General features: G+C 30.5%; 23 protein-coding genes, 1 tRNA gene and 4 pseudogenes. 17 read left to right on the forward strand and 11 right to left on the reverse strand.

All coding sequences use genetic code 11. The features are described 5' to 3' along the window. The first annotated feature begins 29 nt into the window (after nucleotides 1-29). The gene (locus tag P3U32_RS00230; protein WP_323703619.1) at nucleotides 30-233 is read left to right on the forward strand and encodes a hypothetical protein; all 204 of its coding nucleotides are present in this window, start codon (nucleotides 30-32) and stop codon (nucleotides 231-233) included. A 111-nt stretch (nucleotides 234-344) separates the two neighbouring features. On the opposite strand, the gene P3U32_RS00235 is transcribed toward P3U32_RS00230, so the two are convergent. From P3U32_RS00235 to P3U32_RS00250, 4 genes are all read right to left on the reverse strand, one after another. Beyond that, nucleotides 345-1,568 carry a restriction endonuclease subunit S gene (locus P3U32_RS00235; protein ID WP_323703620.1) on the reverse strand — a complete coding sequence of 408 codons (1,224 nt, stop codon included), beginning with the start codon at nucleotides 1,566-1,568 and terminating at the stop codon, nucleotides 345-347. After that, a complete protein-coding gene (locus P3U32_RS00240) occupies nucleotides 1,561-3,105 on the reverse strand; it encodes a type I restriction-modification system subunit M (RefSeq protein ID WP_323703622.1) in 1,545 nt (514 codons plus the stop codon). The genes P3U32_RS00235 and P3U32_RS00240 overlap by 8 nt, the downstream gene beginning before the upstream one ends. Continuing rightward, nucleotides 3,105-6,173, reverse strand: a complete 3,069-nt coding sequence (locus tag P3U32_RS00245; RefSeq protein ID WP_323703623.1) for a type I restriction endonuclease subunit R — start codon at nucleotides 6,171-6,173, stop codon at nucleotides 3,105-3,107. The genes P3U32_RS00240 and P3U32_RS00245 overlap by 1 nt, the downstream gene beginning before the upstream one ends. Before the next feature lie 331 nt (nucleotides 6,174-6,504). Beyond that, nucleotides 6,505-7,047 carry a restriction endonuclease subunit S gene (locus tag P3U32_RS00250; RefSeq protein ID WP_323704820.1) on the reverse strand — a complete coding sequence of 181 codons (543 nt, stop codon included), beginning with the start codon at nucleotides 7,045-7,047 and terminating at the stop codon, nucleotides 6,505-6,507. On the opposite strand from P3U32_RS00250, the pseudogene P3U32_RS00255 reads away from it, so the two are divergent. After that, nucleotides 6,960-8,005: pseudogene (locus tag P3U32_RS00255) on the forward strand (recombinase zinc beta ribbon domain-containing protein); the annotation flags it as partial. The gene P3U32_RS00250 and the pseudogene P3U32_RS00255 sit on opposite strands and share 88 nt — an antisense overlap. 36 nt (nucleotides 8,006-8,041) lie before the next feature. Here the strand turns inward: P3U32_RS00255 and P3U32_RS00260 are convergent. Continuing rightward, nucleotides 8,042-9,165 (reverse strand): IS3 family transposase gene (locus tag P3U32_RS00260; RefSeq protein ID WP_323703624.1). Its coding sequence is split into 2 segments (ribosomal slippage): nucleotides 8,042-8,886 and nucleotides 8,886-9,165, totalling 1,125 coding nucleotides; the frame shifts between segments, so codons are not numbered across the junction. Between the two features lie 245 nt (nucleotides 9,166-9,410). On the opposite strand from P3U32_RS00260, the gene P3U32_RS00265 reads away from it, so the two are divergent. The 6 genes from P3U32_RS00265 to P3U32_RS00290 all read left to right on the forward strand — a co-directional run bounded on the left by P3U32_RS00265 (nucleotide 9,411) and on the right by P3U32_RS00290 (nucleotide 14,553). After that, entirely contained in the window at nucleotides 9,411-9,998 is a 588-nt protein-coding gene (locus P3U32_RS00265) for a class F sortase (RefSeq protein WP_323703626.1), read from the forward strand. 55 nt (nucleotides 9,999-10,053) lie between these two features. After that, nucleotides 10,054-10,611: an RNA polymerase sigma factor gene (locus P3U32_RS00270; protein ID WP_323703627.1), complete on the forward strand. Its 558-nt coding sequence runs from the start codon at nucleotides 10,054-10,056 to the stop codon at nucleotides 10,609-10,611. 1 nt (nucleotide 10,612) lies between these two features. Continuing rightward, nucleotides 10,613-11,359: an anti-sigma factor gene (locus P3U32_RS00275; RefSeq protein WP_323703629.1), complete on the forward strand. Its 747-nt coding sequence runs from the start codon at nucleotides 10,613-10,615 to the stop codon at nucleotides 11,357-11,359. Nucleotides 11,360-11,447: 88 nt separating this feature from the next. Further along, nucleotides 11,448-12,704 (forward strand): copper amine oxidase, encoded by a 1,257-nt coding sequence (locus P3U32_RS00280; protein ID WP_323703630.1) that lies wholly within the window; start codon nucleotides 11,448-11,450, stop codon nucleotides 12,702-12,704. A 94-nt stretch (nucleotides 12,705-12,798) separates the two neighbouring features. Continuing rightward, entirely contained in the window at nucleotides 12,799-14,274 is a 1,476-nt protein-coding gene (locus tag P3U32_RS00285) for a Mur ligase family protein (RefSeq protein WP_323703632.1), read from the forward strand. A gap of 208 nt (nucleotides 14,275-14,482) precedes the next feature. Further along, nucleotides 14,483-14,553: transfer RNA gene (locus tag P3U32_RS00290), tRNA-Gly, on the forward strand. A 428-nt stretch (nucleotides 14,554-14,981) separates the two neighbouring features. Here the strand turns inward: P3U32_RS00290 and P3U32_RS00295 are convergent. Next, a complete protein-coding gene (locus P3U32_RS00295; protein WP_323703633.1) occupies nucleotides 14,982-15,656 on the reverse strand; it encodes an IS6 family transposase in 675 nt (224 codons plus the stop codon). 56 nt (nucleotides 15,657-15,712) lie between these two features. On the opposite strand from P3U32_RS00295, the pseudogene P3U32_RS00300 reads away from it, so the two are divergent. Both P3U32_RS00300 and P3U32_RS00305 read left to right on the forward strand, forming a co-directional pair. Then, nucleotides 15,713-16,090 (forward strand): annotated as a pseudogene (locus P3U32_RS00300) (cadmium resistance transporter); the annotation flags it as partial. A gap of 17 nt (nucleotides 16,091-16,107) precedes the next feature. Next, nucleotides 16,108-16,285: pseudogene (locus tag P3U32_RS00305) on the forward strand (transcriptional regulator); the annotation flags it as partial. Here the strand turns inward: P3U32_RS00305 and P3U32_RS00310 are convergent. Then, a complete protein-coding gene (locus P3U32_RS00310; protein ID WP_323704899.1) occupies nucleotides 16,263-16,718 on the reverse strand; it encodes a hypothetical protein in 456 nt (151 codons plus the stop codon). The pseudogene P3U32_RS00305 and the gene P3U32_RS00310 sit on opposite strands and share 23 nt — an antisense overlap. A gap of 109 nt (nucleotides 16,719-16,827) precedes the next feature. Here P3U32_RS00310 and P3U32_RS00315 point away from each other — a divergent pair, with 109 nt between their 5' ends. From P3U32_RS00315 to P3U32_RS00325, 3 genes and pseudogenes are all read left to right on the forward strand, one after another. Beyond that, nucleotides 16,828-17,991: an AlbA family DNA-binding domain-containing protein gene (locus P3U32_RS00315; protein ID WP_323703634.1), complete on the forward strand. Its 1,164-nt coding sequence runs from the start codon at nucleotides 16,828-16,830 to the stop codon at nucleotides 17,989-17,991. Between the two features lie 115 nt (nucleotides 17,992-18,106). Beyond that, nucleotides 18,107-18,412: a hypothetical protein gene (locus P3U32_RS00320; RefSeq protein ID WP_233664233.1), complete on the forward strand. Its 306-nt coding sequence runs from the start codon at nucleotides 18,107-18,109 to the stop codon at nucleotides 18,410-18,412. Further along, nucleotides 18,387-18,689, forward strand: a pseudogene (locus tag P3U32_RS00325) (poly(glycerol-phosphate) alpha-glucosyltransferase); the annotation flags it as partial. The gene P3U32_RS00320 and the pseudogene P3U32_RS00325, both read left to right, overlap by 26 nt. 129 nt (nucleotides 18,690-18,818) lie before the next feature. Here P3U32_RS00325 and P3U32_RS00330 read toward each other — a convergent pair. Beyond that, nucleotides 18,819-19,166 (reverse strand): MerR family transcriptional regulator, encoded by a 348-nt coding sequence (locus P3U32_RS00330; protein ID WP_243523471.1) that lies wholly within the window; start codon nucleotides 19,164-19,166, stop codon nucleotides 18,819-18,821. 77 nt (nucleotides 19,167-19,243) lie between these two features. On the opposite strand from P3U32_RS00330, the gene P3U32_RS00335 reads away from it, so the two are divergent. From P3U32_RS00335 to P3U32_RS00350, 4 genes are all read left to right on the forward strand, one after another. Continuing rightward, nucleotides 19,244-19,927 (forward strand): type 1 glutamine amidotransferase domain-containing protein, encoded by a 684-nt coding sequence (locus P3U32_RS00335; protein ID WP_164961686.1) that lies wholly within the window; start codon nucleotides 19,244-19,246, stop codon nucleotides 19,925-19,927. Nucleotides 19,928-19,948: 21 nt separating this feature from the next. After that, nucleotides 19,949-20,614, forward strand: a complete 666-nt coding sequence (locus P3U32_RS00340) for an SDR family oxidoreductase (RefSeq protein ID WP_243523460.1) — start codon at nucleotides 19,949-19,951, stop codon at nucleotides 20,612-20,614. A 773-nt stretch (nucleotides 20,615-21,387) separates the two neighbouring features. Continuing rightward, entirely contained in the window at nucleotides 21,388-22,005 is a 618-nt protein-coding gene (locus P3U32_RS00345; RefSeq protein WP_323703635.1) for a CadD family cadmium resistance transporter, read from the forward strand. Between the two features lie 18 nt (nucleotides 22,006-22,023). Beyond that, nucleotides 22,024-22,365 carry an ArsR/SmtB family transcription factor gene (locus tag P3U32_RS00350; RefSeq protein WP_025907459.1) on the forward strand — a complete coding sequence of 114 codons (342 nt, stop codon included), beginning with the start codon at nucleotides 22,024-22,026 and terminating at the stop codon, nucleotides 22,363-22,365. A 19-nt stretch (nucleotides 22,366-22,384) separates the two neighbouring features. Here the strand turns inward: P3U32_RS00350 and arsC are convergent, their stop codons facing one another. From arsC to P3U32_RS00365, 3 genes are read right to left on the reverse strand one after another with little or no spacing between them, the layout of a single operon-like run. Next, the gene (gene arsC / locus P3U32_RS00355) at nucleotides 22,385-22,786 is read right to left on the reverse strand and encodes an arsenate reductase (thioredoxin) (RefSeq protein ID WP_025907457.1); all 402 of its coding nucleotides are present in this window, start codon (nucleotides 22,784-22,786) and stop codon (nucleotides 22,385-22,387) included. Between the two features lie 17 nt (nucleotides 22,787-22,803). Further along, a complete protein-coding gene (gene arsB / locus P3U32_RS00360; RefSeq protein ID WP_323703636.1) occupies nucleotides 22,804-24,093 on the reverse strand; it encodes an arsenite efflux transporter membrane subunit ArsB in 1,290 nt (429 codons plus the stop codon). Beyond that, nucleotides 24,093-24,410: an ArsR/SmtB family transcription factor gene (locus P3U32_RS00365; RefSeq protein WP_011274435.1), complete on the reverse strand. Its 318-nt coding sequence runs from the start codon at nucleotides 24,408-24,410 to the stop codon at nucleotides 24,093-24,095. The genes arsB and P3U32_RS00365 overlap by 1 nt, the downstream gene beginning before the upstream one ends. Between the last annotated feature and the right edge of the window lie 158 nt (nucleotides 24,411-24,568).

Below are 24,568 nucleotides of genomic sequence, written 5' to 3' on the forward strand. Positions count from 1 at the left end.
AGCTTAATTATATGACGAAGGGTGATAAAATGATTGTTGGTAATTACCATTACAATGAGGCTTATGATGAATATACTAGTTTGAAAGTTTGGAGATACATGGAAAGTGAGGATGTTGATTTAGAAACAGCATTAAATCATCTAGGACTAGATTATATAGATGCATTACCAGATGAAGAAGATATTCCTGAACTTGAGAAGGAAAAACAAAAATTAATTGAACGAGGATACTAATAAATGCGGTTAGAGAAACGTTTCTCTAACCGCATTATGATTGTTTTTTTTATAGATGACTGACATATTTTGGTTTTCCAGATTAGTTTACATAATAGGTCGTTATCAGAACTACACAAACATCTTCTGTAAAAATCCTTTTTTACGTTCTTTCAATCCATCAATTTTTTGATTTTGTTTTTCAATCAGTTCATCGAATTTATTAAAGAAATTGCCAATTTTATTTTGTTCTTCATCACAAGGTAATGTAATATAACCATTTTCTAAATCATTTCTAGATAAATTACCTATTGATCCATTTCCACCTTGTACTCTGGAAATGATTCTTTTATACTCCATTGTACTCATCCATATTTGAATGAATTTTGAATTATCACTTCTTAGAATATACATGAATCCACCAGCAACACTTTCATCATCTAATTTTTCAATTATCGCATGTTTCCCAACTAATTTTGGACTACCATTTGCTGCAGTTATTAATATATCGCCTTTATTAACTAAAGGAATCTTCACAACACTTTTATCTACAAATATATCGTCCTTATAAGTATGAAACTTATCTTTTATTATATTAGAAGATCTTAAAACTCTAATTCCTGCCACACGTATATCTTCGGGTTTATACGTTAAACCACGTAATATTTCAGCTATATCTTTTATTTTTAAAGTTTTCCATTCTGGGTAGGTTGCTCCATTTTTATCTTTAAAAATAAGTTGATGCGAGAATATTTGTTGCATATATCCCTTTTTCTGTGCTTCTAACTTCTCTAATTTTTGTTCTTCCAATTCAATTTGTCGGTCGAGTTTGCTGAAAAATTCACCGATTTTTTGTTCTTCTTGTTTTTTAGGAAAAGAAAAAGGCATTTTTTTGAATATTCCTGTTGTAATTTGATTAATAGTAGCACCTAGATTTTTATGTATTTCTTTTTGAAAATTTTGAGTACTAAGTAATGCATTAATAAATGAGCCAAATTCGTATCGAATTCCAGTCATAAAAGCACCTATTACAGCGTTAGTTTCTTCTTTTTTAACAACAGCATGTTTACCTATAAGATTCCTTGAACCATTTCTTACTACTACTACTACATCTCCATACTCTACGTATGTCGAAGTTGCCTTATCAGAATTAACATACACGTTATCAGCATTAATAATATGGTTATTAAAAATATTAGATGACCTTAACACTAGAGTTCCATTTTTGCTCACATCATTTGGAGTATAGGTTAAACCAGAATAAAACTTAACTCTATCTCCCAATTCTTTTATTTCCCATTCTCCACTAAACCCTGGAAATCTCAACTCAGGTACGTTCTTAGTATCATTAGTCATGTTTTAACACTCCTAATTCTTTCAGGTAACTATTAATTTCTTTTTCAACATCGACGATTTCACTATCTATTTGATTTAGTTCTATTTGAACTTGTTCTAAATCAATAGATTCTTCTTCTTCAAAAGTATCGACATATCTTGGAATATTAAGGTTATAGTCATTTTCTTCAATTTCTTCTAAACTTGCTACATATGAATATTTTTCAATATCTTGACGTTGCTTATATGCTGAAATGATTTTTTCGATATGTTCTTCTAACAAGAAGTTTTGATTTTTCCTTTTCTCGAATTCTTGAGATGCATCTATAAATAATACATCACGATTACTTCTGTTCTTTTTAAGTATAATAACTGTTGTCGGTATGCTTGTGCCGTAGAAGATATTAGCTGGTAATCCTATAACAGCATCTATCGAACCTGATTCTAATAATGTTTTACGGATAACGCCTTCAGCACCACCTCTGAAAAGGACCCCATGAGGTAACACAATTCCCATTGTACCTGTATCTTTTAAATGGTAAAAACCATGTAAAAGAAAGGCGAAATCGGCTTTTGATTTAGGTGCTAATCGACCGAAGCGTTCAAAACGAGCATCTGATAAAAACTTGTCTGATGCTGACCACTTAGCTGAATAGGGTGGATTCATTACAACAGAATCAAATTGATGGGGTTCTTCTGTTGGCCAATCCGAATCCAAAGTATCTCCATTTTTAAGACGCATTCTGTCTTTATCTACACCGTGCAGAATTAGGTTCTGTCGTGCTAAGTTAAATGTTGTCGTGTTTAATTCTTGTCCGTGATAGTGTATTTGTTTAGGGTTTTTTATAAATTGGCGTATATTTAACATTAAGGAACCTGAACCCATTGTCGGATCATAAATATGGAATGGTACTCGATCTTCTTGACCAATGGCTGTAATTTCTGAAATGATATGTGACACTGCTTGTGGTGTATAGAATTCTCCAGCTTTTTTACCTGCACTAGCCGCAAATAAACTAATCAAATATTCATAAGCATCACCAATGACGTCGCCACCATGTTCAAATAAATCAATTTCATCTAAGGCACGTAAGACTTCCGTAATTGTTACATTACGTTGTTGTCTAGTAGACCCCAATTTTGTAGACTCAAGGTCAATATCCGCAAATAAACCACTGAAAAGTTCTCCTTGTTGTTCCAACGTTGTAAAAGCTGCCTGTAAATCTGCTAACTTTAAATCGTAGCTATCTGATTTTTTACGTAAACTATAAAATAATTTATCTGGTTCAATAAAGTATCCTTTTTGTAATTGAATGATTTCTTTTAAATCTTTACTATCTTCTTCATACCATTCCGATAATATATTATATTGAACTTCTCGATTTGGATATGTAGTCGTTTGTCCGTTTTCTTGTTCATATACTTCACGTAGTTCAGCATCTGAAAGATATTTATAGAAAATTAGTCCAAGTAAATAGTTCTTATATTCACTCGCATCCATTTTACCGCGTAAAATATCCGCAGATGCCCATAGTTGTTGTTTAAGTGTTGTTGCCATCATAATTCCTCTTTCCATGTTTGAATAGTATCAAATAAATCAGTTAATAATTGTTCTATTACCTTTGTACGACGGCGATATTTTTCGCCTGTTTTATATTCAAAATCTTCTTTAGTTATCTCCATTGTATCTAACAATTGTGGTAAATAGGGAATATCTTTTTTATCACTTTGATATTCATTTAGAGCAGATATTAAAGTCTCATAAGACAAGCCATACTCACTAGACTTTTCTTGTGTTAATTCATGAATTTTACTTTGTATTTTTTGAATTTTAAGGTCAACAGCGTCAATATCGTCGCTTTTCTCTAGTAGTTCTTTTCTTAAGTCATTATACATAGATTGTATTTGAGGATCTTTACGTTTAATTTCTTTATCAAATTTGTCTATCGCATCTGGATTATTGTTTTGAATATCTTTCAATAATTGATTGATATAAAAACTATCTACAGTATCTTCATGACTTGCATTTAAATTTGATGAAAATTCGATGTCTTCTAATAATTGTTCTATTTCTTTGTTACCATCTTCAACAACTTGTGATTTAATAGCTGCACGTAAATTTTCTACTTTTCCTTTATATGTGGGTATTTCGTCCGTTATGTGTTCTAATGATTCTGCGTCTTCCTCAAAATCATCGTAACTTTTGAGTGCTTTAAAATTCTTTTCTAATTGTTGAAAGGCTCTAACTTGATTTATCATAGCCTTTAAATCATTAGGGTTTTCTTCTAATTCAGCCTCTGCTTGTTGATAGTTGTTTACTAAGTCGTCAAATTCTGAACGTACTTCTGTATATTCTTTTGGGATTAAATCTTTGAAATTTTGCTTTTCATTTGAGAATAACTCAAATGTCTTTGCTACATTTTCTTTCATTAAAATAGGCTTTCGGAATGTTACAACCATACCGTAATCTTTTCCAGGATAAATACGATTCGTACGAGAAAAAGCTTGTAGAAGCTTTTGATATTTCATTTCACGATCAATATATAGTGTTTGAATAGTAGGAGAGTCAAAGCCTGTTAGTAATCGATCTACTACAATGACTAAATCAAGCCACTCTCCATTCTTTTGATATTGTCTTTCTTTACGTTCTAATCGTTTATTAATATTTTTATTATAGAGTTTTTCATCTGTATAGGGCGTACTATTAAATAATTGACTATATTCCTCCATAATTTTTGATAGCTCATCATCTGAAGTATTGATATCTTGTTGATCAGGATTTGTAGAAAATGTAATAGCTACTCTCGGGAATTCGGAATCAATTAATTGATGGCGTTCATCATATGGTCGACCTGTAAAGAGTGTGCCGTTTTCTTTCATTTCTTGTAACATATAGTAAATGCGCTTTGCCTGCTTGATTGAATGGGTTGTCAAAATAGCTGCCATAGTAGGGTAACCATTTTGGACATTAAACTTTTTGATTATGCTACGACGATTGAAGATTTTATGTAACATAGCACGGATATGGTCGTCATTTTCATATATTTCCGTCTTCAATAATTTTTCCTGTTGCAATAAATCTTCAGGGACATTTTTATTATTAAGTCGAGAGACAATCTCAGCTTGCTCGTCATTTGTTAGTAATGAGTGATATTCCACTTGAAAGCCAAGAACAGCTTTATCATCCATTGCATTTTTAGTGGTATAAGCATGTAATAAAGGACCATATTGTTGGTCTGTTGTTCGTGCGTATGTCCCATTTTCTTGTTTTTGATTTTCTTCAAAAATAGGTGTACCCGTTAAACCAAACCAAGTTGAATTAGGAAGTATCTTTTTAATACGGCGCATTTCTTCATCACTCACCGCACGATGTGCTTCATCAACGATAAAAACAATATGTTCACCACGTAATTTTTCAAAACGATTTATACCTTTTAAATTACTTTCTTCTTGAGCTGATCGCATCGCTGCTGATAGTTTTTGTATTGTTGAAACTAAAATAGTATTATTACTTTTTTTCGAAAGTAAACTTTTCGTGAGTTGTCTTTGATTTTTAATACCTACAATAAGCGTGTTATTAGGTGCATCTCCAATGCTTTGACCCGTATGGAATTCAGAAGCGAATTTTGTAAATTCTCCTGTCGTTTGTTCATCTAAATCAGTTCTGTCCACTATCATAACAGTGCGATCTACACCGATTAAATTTTGAGCTAACAATTTAGTAGCAATGAAACTTGTTATAGTCTTACCTGAACCAGTTGCATGCCAAATAAACCCACCTTCATGCTTCGCAGCATTTTCGCGAATTTTTCGTATTGCATGTATTTGATATGGGCGTAACACCATTAGAAATTTTTGACTCTTATTGTCATCTACTAAAATAGAAAATTGACTAATGAGTTCGTGAGCATTAGGAATACGCAATACTAAACGCGTGAAATCAAATAAATTTGGTACAGGAACATTATCTTCTGTACGCCAATTAAACAAGAATTTTTCTGTGCGTTTATAAGCTTCAGGTGTATTGTGACTAGGACGAGCAAAATAGCGAGTATCCACTTTATTTGAAACCACGAATAATTGAATTGCAGCATAAATCCCATTAAAAAAACCATTTTCGTCATATCGTTGGATTTGATGAAAAGCTTGTATAAAACCATCTTTAGCTGTTTCACTTTTTAATTCTATGTGAATGACTGGTATACCATTAATTAATAGTGTAACGTCTCCACGTGATTTACGTTCTGTATCAGGAACAATTTGGTTAACTACTTCATATGACGAATTTCCGCCAGCAATATCTTTATTACTAAAAACTTCTAATGTTATTTTTTTACCACTGTCTCGTTCTAAAGTAATTTGAGCAATGCCATTTTCACCACGCAACCATTGTGAAGCTAAAAATGGAGACGCAGTTAATCTACGAAATTCTACTTTAATATTTTTAAATTCATTATCTGTGATAGGTTTATCTTTTAATATAGATAGATTTATACGATTCAAATGTAATCTGAAATTATTCCATAAATCAGACTCTGTTTTAATATCTTCTCTATAACGCCATTGATTTTCTTTTTTACTTAATATTTGTATAAATTGATTTTCAATTTTAAGTTCTTGTTTCATGTTTACTCCTACTATAAGTGTGACCTAATGTGTATAAATATCGAAAAAGTGTTTATGTATAATTAAAATGTGCATAATGGACAATATTGTTTAAACGTATAGTTCGAATATATCATAAAAAAAGAATGTAGGCTCAATTTTTCAAATTAGTTCTTTATTAATAGTAGGAAGAGGATTTTAAAGATGCATAAAAGTACAATGAAGGATGTTTAAATATTTAATGATAAGAATTATTTTAATTTTAGCAAATTAACTAATAAGGGGAAGCGTATCACAAATGATGCGGTTTTTTTAAATACCATATATAAATTAGAAATCCAGAATGTTTATGTTATACATTCTGGATTTCAACTTCAAATTTTTTAATTAATGAATTAACTTTGTCAACTATTCTAATTTGTTCTTCATAGGGTGGTAGAGGAAGAATTAAATTTGAAAGTTTAGTGGCATTAACATTTGGTTGACCAGTTCCACGAGAGTTATTATTAAGTTGTTTCCAATATAAAGGTGAATTTAAATAAAAATTGATAAAATCTATAGAAATTTTTCGATGTAAAGTTATTTTAATTAAATAGGAAGCAAATACAGATTTTTCTTTTATATTAGTAACAATATAACTCTTGCCTACTGTACCTCCTGTTCTTGCAATTAATATATCCTTGTTTTTCAATAAATATTTTTCTACATCTTTTTCTTCAATAGAGCAATAGGGGACTTGAGTCCAATTTACATTGCTATTTTGTATATCTGTAATCCTCAATAGCTTGACAGAACCTGTGGGTTGAGCTGAAGCAGTATAACCATACTTTATATTATATGAAATATCCTTTAATCGGACCCATTGCCAACTTGACGGTATATCAATTCGTAAGATTTAATAATTACCAGAATTGTCCGCTAAAAGACGAAGTGGTAAAAGTGGGGAAAACGAAGTGATTTTGGTAAAAGGTAAACATGAAGCAATTATAAGTGAAGAAATATTTGATCAGGTACATGAAAAATTAGTATCTAAAAGCTTTAAACCAGGGCGTCCAATTGGTGGAGATTTTTATCTTCGCGGACTTATTAAGTGTCCGGAATGCGGTAATAATATGGTGTGCAGACGAACTTATTACAATACGAAAAAATCAAAAGAACGTACAATCAAGCGTTATTACATTTGTTCTTTATTTAATCGCTCAGGTAGTGCTGCTTGTCATAGTAACTCTATAAAAGCTGAGGTGGTCGAGGCAGTTATTCATAAGCATCTTAATATCATCTTATCTCAGCCTGAAGTTGTGGGAAAGATTTGTGAAGATGTTATTGAGAATATTAAACATAAGCAAATGAACCCTATTGAAGCAGTAGACGATATAGACACTTTAAAGAGACAAAAACATAAAATAAAAACACAACAAGAAAGACTCTTAGAATTATTTTTGGACGATCAAATGGATAGTACATTACTTAGTGAAAAACAAAAGGAACTCAATGCACAGCTAGCAACTATAGAAGAAAAGATAAAAGCAGCTCATAACCAACAAGTTAATCAACCCGTAACGATAAACTATAAAGTTTTAAAAGTACGCCTTATTATGTTAATGAATAGATTTAGTGCATCTCTTAAGAAAGCTGATCCAGAAGCTAAAAATCATTTAATGAAAATATTGATTGATTCCATAGAAATAACAAAAGATAAGCAAGTAAAGCTGATACGGTACAAAATAGATGAAACACTTATCCCCCAATCGTTGAAAAAAGATTGGGGGACTTTTTTTATGCCTCAATTTTATTTTATGATTGATGACAAAAATAAATGTTCTGTCTCTAAATTTACCACTTTTACCACTTAATTCAGATTGGTATGTCAACAGTAAACTGGACAATTTTTATGTGGTACTTAACTTATAACTGACTGGCGTTTGATAGTTCAGTGAACCATGAATTCTATGATGGTTAAACCAATTTATATAATCAGATAGTTGTAAATTTAGTTCATCTAATGTTCTGAAGCGATTCGGATATATAAATTCTGTTTTGACAGCTTTAAACGTTGATTCTGCTATCGCATTATCATAAGGACATCCTTTTATACTTAATGATCGCTGTATACCAAACGTTGTTAAAGCATCTTCGATGCACGCATTATCAAATTCTGTTCCTCTATCTGTATGAAACATATATACACGATGTAAATTACCTTTAATACTAGATAATGCCCTTAGTACAAGGTCTGCATTTTTATGTCTACCAGTACTTACGCCAATAATCTCTCGATTAAACAGATCAACAAATAAGCATATATAATGCCATTTATTCGCTACTTTTACATAAGTTAAATCACTTACAATGACTTCCATCACATGTTTTCTGTTGAATTTTCTATTAAGCCTATTATCTATCAATTGTTCATTGTAATTTTGCTTTTTATGTTTATATCGGGCTTTGTTATATAATGAAATGAGCCCATTGACCTTCATAATTTTAATGATTTTTCTTCTCGAAACAACTAAACCTTTGGTTTTTAACACTTCTCTAATCTTCCTAGACCCATAACATTTTCTACTCTTATTAAATATACTGATAATGCTTTCTGTCAGTATATGTTCTTGTGCTTCTTTTTCTGCTTTTCTCACGACATTTACTTCATAGTAATAAGTACTACGGCATATTTTAAGGGCTTTACACATGGCTGATACCGAATATTGATGGCTATTCTGCCTAATAACTTTTATTTTCGTCCCATTATCAGCGCTGCTTGCTTTAAAATATCTGTTTCCATCCTTAACTGCTTATTTTCTTTACGTAACCTTTTTAATTCTTTTTCATCTTCACTGAGATTATCTTGATGCTTAAATGAGCCAGTTTTATCATAGTCTTTAATCCATTTGTCTAGTGCTGATGGTGTTAAAGTATACTCTTGAATAATATCTTTACGAGATTTTCCATTTTTGAACAATTGAACCATTTGAAGTTTGAATTCAGGACTGAAAGTCCTTCTCTTTTTTTCCATAAAAAGAATCGCCTACTTTCTTAATTTAAGACTAACCTTCCTTATAAAAGTTGTCTAGTTAAGTGTAGCCGATCCACCCATCATATCACTCCTATTTATGTTAACCGTATGAAGTATATATACCTTTTTTAGAAAAATATAAACTTATAAAAATAAATAGAAAATCCAAGTATGTCTAGATATCGATACATAGAGTGATCTTATTCATAAAAATATACGTATATATATAAAAGGATGTGATTGCTATGCGTAAAATGATAACGGTATTAATGACAGTTTTAATACTCAGTGGATGTCATAATCAAATGATTCATGTAGATAAAAAAACAAGCGAAGAGAAAAATGTTCAAATTGTAGAATCAAAGGCATTCGAAACATATCAAAAAGGTATCGTACCTTTGAAAATAAACATTAAAAGAATAAATGTAAATCACCAATTAGATCACACTGGAACTAATCAAAAGAATGAAATGGCAGTACCAAAAGATATCCATACGCCTAGTTGGTTTAAAGATGGTTTCAAAGTTGGTGAACTTGGTAATGCTGTGATTGCGGGACATGTTGATGATGGTGTGAATCCAGGTGTATTTACAAATCTTCATAAACTTCAAAAAGGTGATAAAGTTGAGGTTAGTGATAGCAACAATAAGAAATTAGTATTTAAAGTATATGATAAAAAACTATATAAATTAAGAGAGGCACCAGTAGATAAAATATTTGGATATTCTAGTAATAGACATTTAAATTTGATTACTTGTGAAGGGGATTATAATGCTTCACTAGGAAGTACACCAAATAGATTAGTAGTTTATACGAAATTAATGAATGGTTGAAATTATGCATAGGACATTTACTCACATATAATAGTAAATGTCGGGGGGTAAAACAATGCGAGAGTCGGATATAGAATTATACGATAAAATAGTATCTAAAGATACAGATAGCTTAGAAACATTATATGACCGTTACGAATCGCTGCTATACAGTTTTATTTATAAAATCACTCAAGATAAGCAATCGAGTGAAGAAGTACTTCAAGATGTATTTATGAAAATTTGGAATCAAAAAGCTAAATTTGATAGTAGTAAAGGTAAGATGTCGACATGGCTTATTACGATTTCACGAAACTTAGCAATTGATTATATACGTAAGAGGAAAACAACGTCTTATGAATATGATGAAGAAAGGGATAATATAAAGACGGATAATGTACCTGAATCAGAACTCATAACTAAAGAAGAAGCTGAACAGATTAAAGGATTTATAGATGAGTTAGACGCAAAGCAACAAGCTATTGTGTATTTATTTTATTTTAAAGGTTTCAATCATAAAGAAATATCGAAAACGCTTGAAATACCTTTAGGAACTGTAAAGAGTAGGCTAAGATTATCTATTCAACATTTAAAGCACAAATTAAAAATAAACAAGAAGGGAGAGAGGAAATAATATGGAATGTGAAAAATTATATGATTATTTCAATGATCAATTAAGTAAAGATGAAAAACAAAAATTTGAAGAACATTTAAAAACTTGTAAAAATTGTCAAGAAGAACTAGATGAACTGAATATATTAAATGAATCTCTTCCTTATCATGTTGAAAATATTGTTCCTCCTAAAGATATGAAAAGTAGAATAATGAATAATATTTTAAATGATGAAAATAATGAAGATACTTCAGCTCAAGAATATAATGAAAACAATCAGCAAAGACCTTTAAATACAAAGCGAAATATCATTAAAAACGTATCTCTCATTAGTATGGCCGCATTATTATTAATATCTATAGTAGGCAATTTATATCAGTTTAATGTAAAAGATCATGGAAGTAAGAATAAAGACCATCATTTAATCAATAAAAGCAGTGCACAAATAATAAAATTAAAATCTACTGAAAAAGATCAAGTTCAAGGCGAAGCGTTTATAGCTAAAAATAAAAAAGAAAGACAATTAGTAGTACAAGCACAAAATTTACAAGAAACGAAAGGCAATGAAGCATATCAAGTTTGGATTCTTAAAGGAGAAAAGCCATATCGAGCAGGTACTTTTGTTTCCAGTAAAAATTCTGGAATAGTTATCTTTGATTTAAGTGATGTCGAATTAGATAAGCAAGATAAAATAGCAATTACTTTAGAACCATCACCAAATAATCAGGCTCCTGAAGGTGATATTATTATGGCTGGTGAAAAAGGTTAGATATTTTTAGAGATTACATTAATTAATGTGATCTCTTTTTTTATTTATTGCGTATACCATATGAACAAAAAAACAAAGGAGTGATTGGATGAATATTTCACAGAAAGTATTAGCCATGTCATTATCGGTTTCATTGTTAGGAGCTGGAACAAGTGTATCGCAAATTGCACAAGCACATGATGCGTCACATGAATCAGTTACAAAAACAGATAGTAAAGCAGTTGAATTAAGAAGTGACTTAGATATGTTGCTAAGTGAACACGCGTATTTAGCCACAGATACTATGAGAAAAGGTGCAGAAGGGTCTAAAGATTTTGATGCATCGGTTAAATCACTTAATATGAATACAAAAGATTTATCTAAAGCTATCGGTGATGTATATGGCCAAGAAGCAGGTAAAGAGTTTGAGAAAATGTGGGCAGAACATATTGGATACTTTGTAGATTATGTGAATGCTACAAATGATCATGATGAAAATGCACGACAAGAAGCATTAAAGAACTTAGATAATTATAGAGAGCACTTCTCTCAATTTTTAGCATCAGCAACAGATGAAAAATTAGAAGCGAAAGGTTTATCAGAAGGTTTACAAATGCACGTGAATCAATTAGTAAGCGCATTTGATGCCTCAGTAAATGGGGACTATGACAAAGCTTACAAATATGAAAGAGAATCCATTCATCACATGTATATGGTTAGTAAAGGATTATCAAATGCTATAACACAACAATTTCCTGAAGATTATCACCATACAAGTGCAACAACAAAAGCAGCCGACTTAAGATCAGATTTAAATTATTTAATGAGTGAACATGCCATCTTAGCAGCTGATGCAATGCAAAATGGATATGATGGATCTCAAAATTATAAAGCATCAGTAAAAGCGTTAGAAATGAATACAAAAGATTTATCAAAAGCAATAGAAGGTGCGTATGGTAAAGAAGCCGGTATGGAATTCGATAAAATGTGGACAGAGCATATTGGGTATTTTGTTGATTACGTAGAAGCTTCAAAAAATAAAGACGAAGACGCTAAAAAAGAAGCAAAAAGCAACTTAGATAATTATAGTAAAGAGTTTGGCGCATTTCTATCTAAAGCTACAGATAATCAATTAAAGAGTGATGAGTTAGCTGAAGGATTAGGTATGCATGTGAATCAGTTGTTAGCTTCATTTGATGCTTACACTAAAGGAGATTATAAAACATCAACAATGAAAGTAAGAGAAGCATATGCGCATATGTTTATGCCAGCTAAAGGTTTAAGTCAAGCAATCGTTATGCAAAATAAATCTAAATTTGAAATGAATATGCCAAAAGAAATGCCAGACACAGGCGCACAAAAATAGGCTCTTTATATAGAATAAAGAAAACTATATTCAAATTTGAATTTAGTTTTCTTTTAAATTTTAAGGGTATTATATTTATTAAAAGGGAGAAATTATGAAAATATTCGATATAATATCACAAATTGAACAAGAAATATTAGTTAGTAGTAATAATTATAAAATCAATATAGATAAAGAGTGTACTGATATTACAACCATGTACCAAAATATTAAAACTTCTTCTGTTTTTATATTAAAGGCGTCTAATCGCTCTAAAATTTATGCAGAAAAAGCTGTAAGTAAAAATCCAATATTAATATTGACGAATATGGAAGCAAATAGTTTGGATGATATGAAGTGTGATATTCCAGTTATATATTTATCTAACTATGCATCAGCGATAAATAAATTAGTACATTTATTTTATGATAAATATATCGAAAGCTTAAAATTTATTGCAGTAACAGGTACTAATGGTAAAACAACTACAAGTCATATGGTAGGAAAAATATTATCAAAACTAGATAAACGAGTAGCTATTGTTGGTACATTAGGCGTTTATGATTCTAAATTTAACAAAATGAATTTTAACCATTCTACACCAACTACACCAATGCATATTGAATTTGCTGAAATTATAAAGTACTTTGCAGAAAAAAATTATGACTACATTGTATATGAAGCTACATCTATTGCGTTAGACCAAAAAAGGGTTAATTTTATATATAACGAACTAGCAATATTTACTAATTTTAGCTCTGAACATCTTGAGTATCATCATACACTTGAAAATTATTTAGAAGCTAAATTAAAACTGAATGCGCTAAGTAAAAAAAGTATTGTCAATTATGATAGTGAAGAATACAGAAAAATAGGTTATGATAGGTATCATTTTTCTAATAACCAAAAAAATGATATGTATTATAAATATTCTATAGAGGAGAATAAGTTATCTATTTGGATAGATGGAAATGTTTATCAAATCAATATAGCATTGAATGGAATTCATAATTATATAAATCTTGCTATTAGTATATTTGCAATACATAAATTGAATTTTGATATAAAAAATATTTTAGAGGTTGTTAAGTATATCAAACCACCTGATAATAGATTTGAAATATTTAAAATAAGAGAATTTGAATTTATATTAGATTTTGCACATACACCATTAGCAATTAATGAATCAATTAGCGATGCTATAAAATATTCTTCAAAAAAGAGAAAAAAGCTTACAGTAATGATTACAGGTATAGGCTTACGCGGTTTAGATAAAATAAGAGATACAATGAATTTAATTCCTAATAATATTGATCAAATTATTTTAGCTTCTGAGCAAGTAGGTTTTGAAAATGAAAACCATATTATTGCAACGATGATTAAATATTTACCGGAATATTATGATTTAAATAATATTATGATTGCGAGTTCAAGAAAGGAAGCAATCAAAAAAATTGTTGAGAAAACTAAAAGTGATGAAAGTATTATTTTATTAACCGGTATCAATGAACCACAGCATTATAGGGGTGGTTTAATCAATCATGACGATAAATCGTATATTAAGATGTGTATAAATAATAAATTGGTGTAAATAGTAGTTTTTAATTTAAAGATTCTTGTTGGTATGAGTTGTTTAAATATAACTAATATAAAAAGATAGTGAAATGGATTTTACTCGCTTTTATATAGAGTTAGCTGTTAGATATATTGATTTTAAATTTATGGTTTGGTACTATATAATTCTAAATAGTAAATATTTCATTTGTTTTTAAAGGTAATAAATCGAATGAAATATTTGTGCGGGTGTAGTTAAATGGTATAACCTCAGCCTTCCAAGCTGATGTTGCCAGTTCGATTCTGGTCACCCGCTTTGAATTTATAAAAACTATGAAATGTGACTCATATTTAATAATTAATTTCATAGCGATACAATTTTTCGAGAGTCTGGGACATAATATGATTTCCCAGACTCATTTTTTATATTGTTAGTAGATAACTGAACCCCAAATACTTGTATCAAGCTTTTTAAAATCTAGTAAAAAGATTATATACAGGTATTTAAATATTTTTACAGGTTATCTTTTAGGAGGCAGGCGATAAGGATCGATCTGATAAAGTTATTAGTCACATAAATGAAAAATATTAATAAACGGATAAAAACCGCGCTTAAAACTGCTCATAAGAAAGTGATTTTAGCGCTATTTTTAGCGAAATTATAAAGTGACTATGTAAAAATAATGGTTCTGTTGCAAAGTGAAAAAATATAGCTAACCACTAATATATCATGTAAGTGTTCGCTTAACTTGCTAGCATGATGCTAATTTCATGGCATGGGGAAAATCCGTAGATCTGAAGAGACCTGCGGTTCTTTTTATATAGAGCGTAAATACATTCAATACCTTTTAAAGTATTCTTTGCCGTATTGATACTTTGATATCTTGTCTTTCTTACTTTAATATGACGGTGATCTTGCTCAATGAGGTTATTCAGATATTTCGATGTACAATGACAGTCAGGTTTAAGTTTAAAAGCTTTAATTACTTTAGCCATTGCTACCTTCGTTGAAGGTGCCTGATCTGTAACTACCTTTTGAGGTTTACCAAATTGTTTAATGAGACGTTTGATAAACGCATATGCTGAATGATTATCTCGTTGCTTACGCAACCAAATATCTAATGTATGTCCCTCTGAATCAATGGCACGATATAAATAGCTCCATTTTCCTTTTATTTTGATGTACATCTCATCAATACGCCATTTGTAATAAGCTTTTTTATGCTTTTTCTTCCAAATTTGATATAAAATTGGGGCATATTCTTGAACCCAACGGTAGACCGTTGAATGATGAACGTTTACACCGCGTTCCCTTAATATTTCAGATATATCACGATAACTCAATGCATATCTTAGATAGTAGCCAACGGCTACAATGATAACATCCTTGTTAAATTGTTTATATCTGAAATAGTTCATACAGAAGACTCCTTTTTGTTAAAATTATACTATAAATTCAACTTTGCAACAGAACCGGTATTAAAGTTGCTATTTATGACGATTGTGAAGGCGAGAAAAGAGCTAAAAAAGAATTAGACGAAAAAGGGTTATCAAAATTAGTCGGTATTGTTGTTTTGGTTACAATTGCTAGTTGTGGTGCAGATAATATCGGGCTTTTTGTTCCTTACTTTGTGACTTTAGATATTGTTGAGTTATTGGTTACTCTTCTTGTATTTTTAATATTGATTTTTGTTTTGGTATATACAGCACAAAAATTAGCTAATATTTCAGGTGTTGGCGAAATTGTAGAGAAGTTTAGTCATTGGATAATGGCTGTTATTTATATTGGTTTAGGGTTATTTATTATTATTGAAAACAATACAATCCAAACAATAATTGGTTTTATATTTTAGATTAAGGTGTGGTTTATATGGGAAAGGCAACTGTTTGTGATGTGATCTGTGTTCATGAGGATAAAGTAAATGATGCTTTGAATTTTTTAGAAGATGATAAAATCACAAAAATTACTTGGTATTTTTCAAAAAATATGTGATGAAAAGAAATTAAAAATCGTATTATCTTTGATTAAGGAAAATGAGTTGTGTGTGCCTTTATATCTTCGTTATCAAAATTTTTTACTATATCAACTGCATTATTTATATAATCATTTAGTATTTCTTCTATAGCAATAGATGTATCTGTTTCTATATGTAACTTACATTCCAAAGAATAAATGTTACGCATATTAGTCCAGCCGCTATAAGTGATATGTTTTAAATCCAGTTCGGATACTAATTCACTAGGTATTTCATCTTTAAAATAACCACTACTATCTGTTGTCAAAGTTCGTTGTAAAAAATTTTGTTGCTCATTGTTTACGTTGTAGTATAGATAAATTTTTTTGTTTGGCTCAAATTTCCCTTGTAACATATTGAAGTCAACACATTCTATTTTAGGATGTTTAAATTCATTGTTAATTTTTTGTATAAAGACAGAGAAACTATTGTACCAAAATTCGAATTGCCATAATTCTTTTTCCATGTTTTAGGCACTCCCATATATTGATTTTATGTATTGTTTACTAATTATAGCTTATATTTTCTAACAAATATAAGCTATAATTAGTAAATAAAATGGGGTGATGACATAGATGTTAAACAATAAAATAAAAAGTTTGATAGACAGTAAGAGGGAAGGAGAATACTGGGACTTTAAAGCCAAATATCATGAAAATAAAGTTGAATTACTACATGATATCATCTGTTTATCGAACAATTTGTTAAATAATGAAGCTTATTTAATTCTAGGAGTATCAGATAAAGGAGATTTACTTGGAGTCAATAATGATCCAAACCGAAAAACTCAAGAAGAATTAATATCCTTTATTTCTGGTAAAAAGTTTGCTAGGGGTAGATATCCACACATATCAATAGTTACATTTATATATGAACAAAAAGAAATAGACGTTATTGTAATAAATCCAAAACAATATGCACCATACTATTTAGAAAAATCACTAACTGCTAAAAAAGGTAATAAAAATAAAACTGTCTATGCAGGTAGTATTTATACAAGAGTAGAAGATAAAAACACCCCTATTGATGCTACAGCTAGTCCATTAGATACTGAAATATTATGGAAAATACATTTTGGTTTATATCCATCTCCTTTAAAAAGGCTAGAAAAATATTTACTAAATTATGAAAAATGGATGAAGAACTCAACTGGGTATTTTTATAGTGAAGCACCACAGTATATAGTATATGAAAATGAAGAAGTGGCTGAAAAAGAAGATTATTTTAATTTAATAAGTCCATTCTATGCGTATAACCAAACAAATAGTAACACTTTATATTCATATTATGAATTCAAATATCATAGTACAGTTTTATATAGTAGGCAGTGTATCTCTTTGGATTCAGGTATCTACACAACACCAGTACCTGAGCCAGGTGCGATAAATTTTAATATGCATAGAGATGATACTATTTATTATCGTTATTTCATTGAAGAGACGATGCTTTATAATATTCATCTTTTTATGTATAAAGGTGATTCGATGGAAGAGAAATTTGCAATGGATAAATTTGTAGAATGTGTTTTGGTTTATAAAAGTGATGTAGAAAAGGAACTTTTTGAAAATTATATATTAGATAATTGGGATAAAGTTAATCAGTCAATTAATGAAAATAATAAACGTGTATTTGGAACTGAACATTTGTCACAACGTGCAAAAGAAGATATCACTAAAAAAATAAAAACAGTTAAAGTTTTAAAAGATGAACTTGAAAAGTTTAGACAAATTAATAGTTAATAAGGAGTAGAAAATGTAAAAATTTATATACACTGTCATTATATTTTTAATCTTATTAATAATTTTCATGCTTATTAAGACAGAAACAGCAAAGTATGTATCAGGATTTTCTTTGATGATTTCCATACTTACATTTTTGACGAATATGTATTATAACGGTAAAGCTGAAGAGCATAAAAGAATTTCAAACACCCCATTATTTTTGTTTGATAGCGCTAAATATTTATATGAATTAAATGAGGACTTTGTAAAGAATAGCATACAGATAGATATCTTTAACTTTAGTAATGAATCATCTTTAGTAACAAATGATAAAGCTAAAGCACATTATATAGGAAAAAATAAAAATTTTATATATTTAAAAAATGTTTGTGAGATAGCTAAGAATGTAATTGTTGAATACTGTCAAAATGTTATTTGAAATGTTTATAGAGAAAAAATACTGGAAATATCATGATCACTGGTTAGGATATTGTACAAATGAATTGATACAAATTGACCCACAAGAGAAATATTATAAATTTGGCATTCAGACCGTATCCAGTTATTTAGATTATATGCAACAAAGGGAAACGTCATTCCCAACATTTTTAGAAATGTTAATGGCGACTTATTACTTAGTAGAAAAAGCAAAAAAGACAGGCTATGCTGAACTTATTGAAACTTATGTAGATGAAGAAAAATTCATTCCAGCTTTGCCTATCCACCTATCGCCTTTACCTACACACTTCATCTTTAAAATCTAAAATTTCCTTATGCTTATTTATTAACTATTCCTCCATACTCTTCTCATCGTTCTTTTAATTCACACACTCCCTTTTCCCTCGTCACTCAGTCATGGCAGTTTGTAATTTTTGTTCAATTAAGTTGATATGTTTACAGACCAAATTCCGTTGTTCATTCAAGAATTCTAGGTGTGCGCGTAACACACTTGGGACATCTATTTGGTTTTGATAAAGCATGTTTGTGTTTTTTCGGATTTCTTTTAATGGCATATTCAAATTGCTTAGGCACTGGATAAATTTAATCATTTCGATATCATCGTCTGTGTATAAACGCTTGTTATTTTTATCTCTATCGATGTGTTTCAAGATATTCTTTTTCTCGTAATAACGCAGTTTGCTTTTAGGTATATTGCAATAATCTGAGACATATTCAATGTAATATTGTTTCATGTAAGCATATCCTTTCTCTTAAACCAAGGTTTAACTGATATTGTATTCTATATAAACATGAATGAGGAGGAAATACAATGAAAAAAGCTTTAATTGTTGTAACAAACATTGCGAAATACGATAATTTAGACAGACCTACGGGTGCGTGGTTCTCAGAGGTTACGCACTTTGCGAAAGATTTCTATGACGCAGGTTATGATGTTGATTTCGTAAGTCCGAACGGTGGATATGTGCCTCTTGATCCTATCAGTCTTAGCCCTGAAATGATGGGAGCTGAGGACTGGGAATACTACACGGATCATAATTATATGAACAAATTTGGACAAACATTATCTCCAAAAGAAGTTAATCCTAGCGACTATCAAGCCATTTACTTTGCAGGTGGACATGGTGCGATTTGGGATTTTAGAAATAACAAAGAACTTAACGACATTGCGCTAAGTATTTACAATAACCAAGGCGTTCTCTCTTCTGTATGTCATGGTGCGGCTGGTCTACTCGACATTAAAGAAAATGGCGATTATCTCGTTCGTCATAAAGACGTGACTGGCTTTACAAATAGTGAAGAACAAGCAAATGGTACAACTGAATACATGCCATATTTATTAGAAGACGAATTTATTAGTAACGGTGCACATTTTAAAAAAGAGGATGACTGGAGCAATTTCGCAGTCGTAGATGGTCGTATTGTGACTGGTCAAAATCCTCAATCAGGACATGCTGTTGCTGAACATGCTTTAAAAATCTTAGCTAATCAATAATTTCATAAAGGAGCGATACACATGAAATCATTAATTATTGGCGCTAATGGTGGCGTCGGTCAACATCTAGTACGTAAACTGAAAGCACGAGATGTTGATTTTATTGCTGGTGTTAGAAAAGAAGAACAAGTTGAATCTTTAAAAGCAGATGGTATCGATGCAACTTACATTGATGTCGCAAAACAATCTATTGATGAATTAATAGAATTATTTAAATCGTATGATCAAATCCTTTTTTCCGTCGGTTCTGGCGGGAGCACAGGTGACGATCAAACAATCATTGTAGATTTAGACGGTGCAGTGAAAGCAATTAAAGCAAGCGAACATGTCGGTCATCAACACTTTATTATGGTATCAACGTACGACTCACGTCGAGAAGCGTTTGATGCGTCAGGCGACTTGAAACCATATACCATTGCAAAACATTATGCGGATGACTACTTAAGACATGCAAATTTAAAATATACCATCGTACATCCAGGCGCTTTAACAAACGAACATGAAACGCAACAATTCAATATGAGTGCGCAATTTGAAAATGTACAAAATCCGTCTATTACAAGAGAAGATGTAGCAGAAGTGCTTGTTTCTGTGTTAACTGATGAGGCATTACAAGGTCACGAATTCCAAATCATCAATGGTGATTTGTCATTATCAGACGCTACGACTAAATATCTGAAGGAATAATCAACAAGTTGTACTTGCAAAACGACCAAAAGATATCCCTCTAGACCGATGTATTTAGATTTGAAACAATAGAAGCACGAGAACATCAAGTAGGTGAAGTTCAAGTAGAATCCATTTATCTGTAGATCCTTACTTGAGAGGTAGAATGATACAAAAAGTTATATTCAACCTTTTTAAGTGGATGAGCCATTACAATTTGTCGTTTTCGCACTCGCGAAACTATTATAAGACTTATCATAGCAACGTCTGGAACATTACATTTTGTTCCAGGCGATTATTTTTATATTTACACTTAAAATCAATGTATATCAAAATGATTTCCAACATGGGGCATGGCAATGCATATGCACTATTTGTTTAATTATGATTATATCAAACATTTACTTTGTAATTTGACTATAGTGATAAGTCTCTAAACTAAGAAAATCAAAAGTTAAATTGCGTGTATGAATGTAAAAAGAAGTAAAAAATTTATATTTTCATATAATTATTATGTGGCATTGTAACATTAATGTAATAATGTGGCCTGTAAGACAAATATGAGGAAGGTTTTTATAAAGTTCTTTTTATTAGTGAAATTGTTAAAAAAACAAAATGCAATGAACTGACAAATTAAAATCGCTTTAAGTCGTATTCTCAAAGAATCTATAAATCACTCGTATAGCCCCTTACTATCAGTTAAAGTGTCACTTTTCGGTTCTAATATTTATTATTCATAAGATATGCAATATATGATACAATTCATTCAAATATATATTTGAATGAGGTGCTCTATGGTTCAGAGTATTGTAACTGCGGCAATACTTTATATTGCAACTGCGGTAGATTTATTAGTGATTTTATTAATATTTTTTGCTAGAGCAAAGACTAGAAAAGAATATAGGGATATTTATATAGGTCAATATCTAGGATCGATGATCCTCATATTAGTCAGTTTATTTTTAGCTTTTGTGTTAAATTATGTTCCAGAGAAATGGATATTAGGTTTATTAGGTTTGATCCCCATCTACTTAGGTATAAAAGTTGCTATTTATGATGATTGTGAAGGTGAAAAAAGAGCAAAAAAAGAATTAAACGAAAAAGGTTTGTCCAAATTAGTAGGGACTGTTTCTTTAGTGACAATTGCAAGTTGTGGTGCAGATAATATTGGTTTATTTGTCCCTTATTTTGTAACATTGGATATTATTGAATTACTGACTACCTTAATTGTATTTTTAGTTTTAATTTTCTTTTTAGTATTCACAGCACAAAAACTAGCTAGAATTCCTGGTGTGGGTGAAATTGTTGAGAAATTCAGTCGTTGGATTATGGCTGTTATTTACATAGCATTGGGCTTATTTATTATTATTGAAAATAAAACCATACAAACAATATTAGGATTTATATTATAAATTAAGGTGTGACTTAATATGAGTAACAATAAAATTTGTGACGTCATTTGTGTTCATGAGGAAAAAGTGAATTATGCTTTAAGATTTTTAAAAGAAGAAAAAACTCAACGGCTTATCAATACATTATTAAAGATAAGTGATGAGAATAAGCTGAAAATTATATTAGCTCTAATTAAAGAGAAAGAATTATGTGTTTGTGACTTATCTATAACATTAGGTTTGAGTATAGCTTCAACATCACATCATTTGAGAGCCCTGTATAAAAGAGACGTGCTGAATTTTTACAAGGATGGGAAAATGGCATACTATTATATCAAAGATATAGAAATGAAATCATTATTAATAAAATGTATGACTTAAATATAAAGAAACGCTCACATTAAACGAGCGTTTCTTTGAATTCTTGTATTCTTTTTCCAATTTCATTTCTAACACGTTGAAATTCTGGCCATTCTTTTCCTGCTGGATCATCAAAGCCCCAGTGTTCTTTTTTAACATTAGGTGGTAATATAGGGCAATTATCGTCTGCATCACTACATAATGTTACGACCAAATCTGACTGTTCTAAGATATCACCATCAACCAAATCTGATGTATGGTTTGAGATATCAATATCTACTTCTTTCATAGCTTCTATTGCTTTAGGATTAACACCATGTGTTTCAATACCAGCAGAATAGACATTCCAATCTTCACCCAATATTTCTTTTCCCCAACCTTCAGCCATTTGGCTACGACAAGAGTTTCCTGTACATATAAAATAAATTGTTTTCTTATCCATAATTAAAGCCTCTTTTCTTAAAATATGATTAGTGTAAGGTATAAACCTAAGAGTGTTACAAATAGGACCGGAATAGTAATGATAATTCCAGTTTTAAAGTATGTTCCCCACGAAATTTTCACACCTTTTTGTGTTAAGACATGTAGCCACAATAATGTTGCTAAAGAACCAATCGGTGTTATTTTAGGTCCTAAATCAGAACCTATGACATTCGCATAAACCATACCTTCTTTAATTGTTCCAACTACATTTGATTGTCCGATAGCAATTGCATCTATTAAAACTGTAGGCATATTATTCATAATTGATGATAACAAAGCAGATATAAAGCCCATGCCCATAACACTACTGAATAGTCCATAACTTGAAATATTGGATAATACATCAGCTAAAATTGTGGTGATGCCTACGTTTTTCAAGCCGAATACGACTAAATACATACCAATTGAAAATAGGACAATATTCCATGGTGCACCTTTAATTACTTGTTTCGTATGCACAGCTTCGGAATTGCGAGCTAACAGTACAAAGATAAGAGCAATAATACCAGCAATGATTGATACAGGGATTTGAATAAACTCACTAACAAGATAACCCACAAGTAGTATTGCTAATACTATCCATGAAAGCTTAAATAACTTAGAATCTTTAATTACACTTTTAGGATCTGATAGATTTTCTGTATCGAACGTTTTAGGTATGGATTTTCTGAAATATAGCCATAATACAACAATACTTGCAAGTAAAGAGAATAGATTGGGAATCATCATGCGACTTATATATTCAATAAATCCAATATGGAAGTAGTCAGCAGAAACGATATTAACCAAATTACTTACAATTAGTGGAAGAGACGTAGTATCTGCAATGAATCCACTTGCAATGATAAAAGGAAAAATGACTTTTTGATTAAACCCTAAATTTCTTACCATCGCCAATACAATGGGTGTTAAGATTAAAGCTGCACCATCATTTGCGAAAAATGCTGCTACAATTGCCCCAAGTAGCATGATAAAAATAAACATTTTTAAGCCATTACCTTTTGAGGCCTTGACCATATGTATCGCAGACCATTCGAAAAATCCAATTTCATCTAAAATTAATGAAATGAGTATAACAGCGACAAAGGTTAACGTCGCATTCCAAACAATCCCCGTATCTTCAATAACATCCGAGAGACTGACAACGCCTGTAATAATAGCGATGATAGCACCAAACAATGCTGTAATACCAATATCTAACCCCTTAGGTTGCCAAATAACAAACATGAGAGTTAAAAGAAAAATAATAATCGCTAGAATAGTCATTATGTACATTCACCTGTCTTTATCTTTTTACACATACATTGTTGAGTAGGAGAGCTAATATAAGTTAATTCATTGTTGATTGAATCTAAGGACTTATGATTAAGTCGGTACATGCGCTTAGTACCGTCTTTTCGTGTAGATACTAATTCATTATCTACTAGAATTTTCATATGATGACTTAATGTAGGTTGTGAAAATTGAAAATACGCTAATAAATCACAAGCACATAATTCACCGCAAGATAATAAGTCTAATATTTCTAATCGACTTGGATCCGATAAAATTTTTAATTGTAATGATAGTTCCTTATAAGACATATGGATGTCATCCCTCCTTTATTATAGATTATTATATATATAGACAAATATCTATATAGATAATACTTTTTGCAATAATACATTTAATTAAAACCTTGTTTTAAACATCGATGACAAGGTCTAATGTAGGACGTGGAGACATCATTTTGGGAATGATA

It is taken from the genome of Mammaliicoccus sp. Dog046, assembly GCF_034039665.1.
In the GTDB taxonomy this organism is placed as follows: Bacteria; Bacillota; Bacilli; order Staphylococcales; family Staphylococcaceae; genus Mammaliicoccus.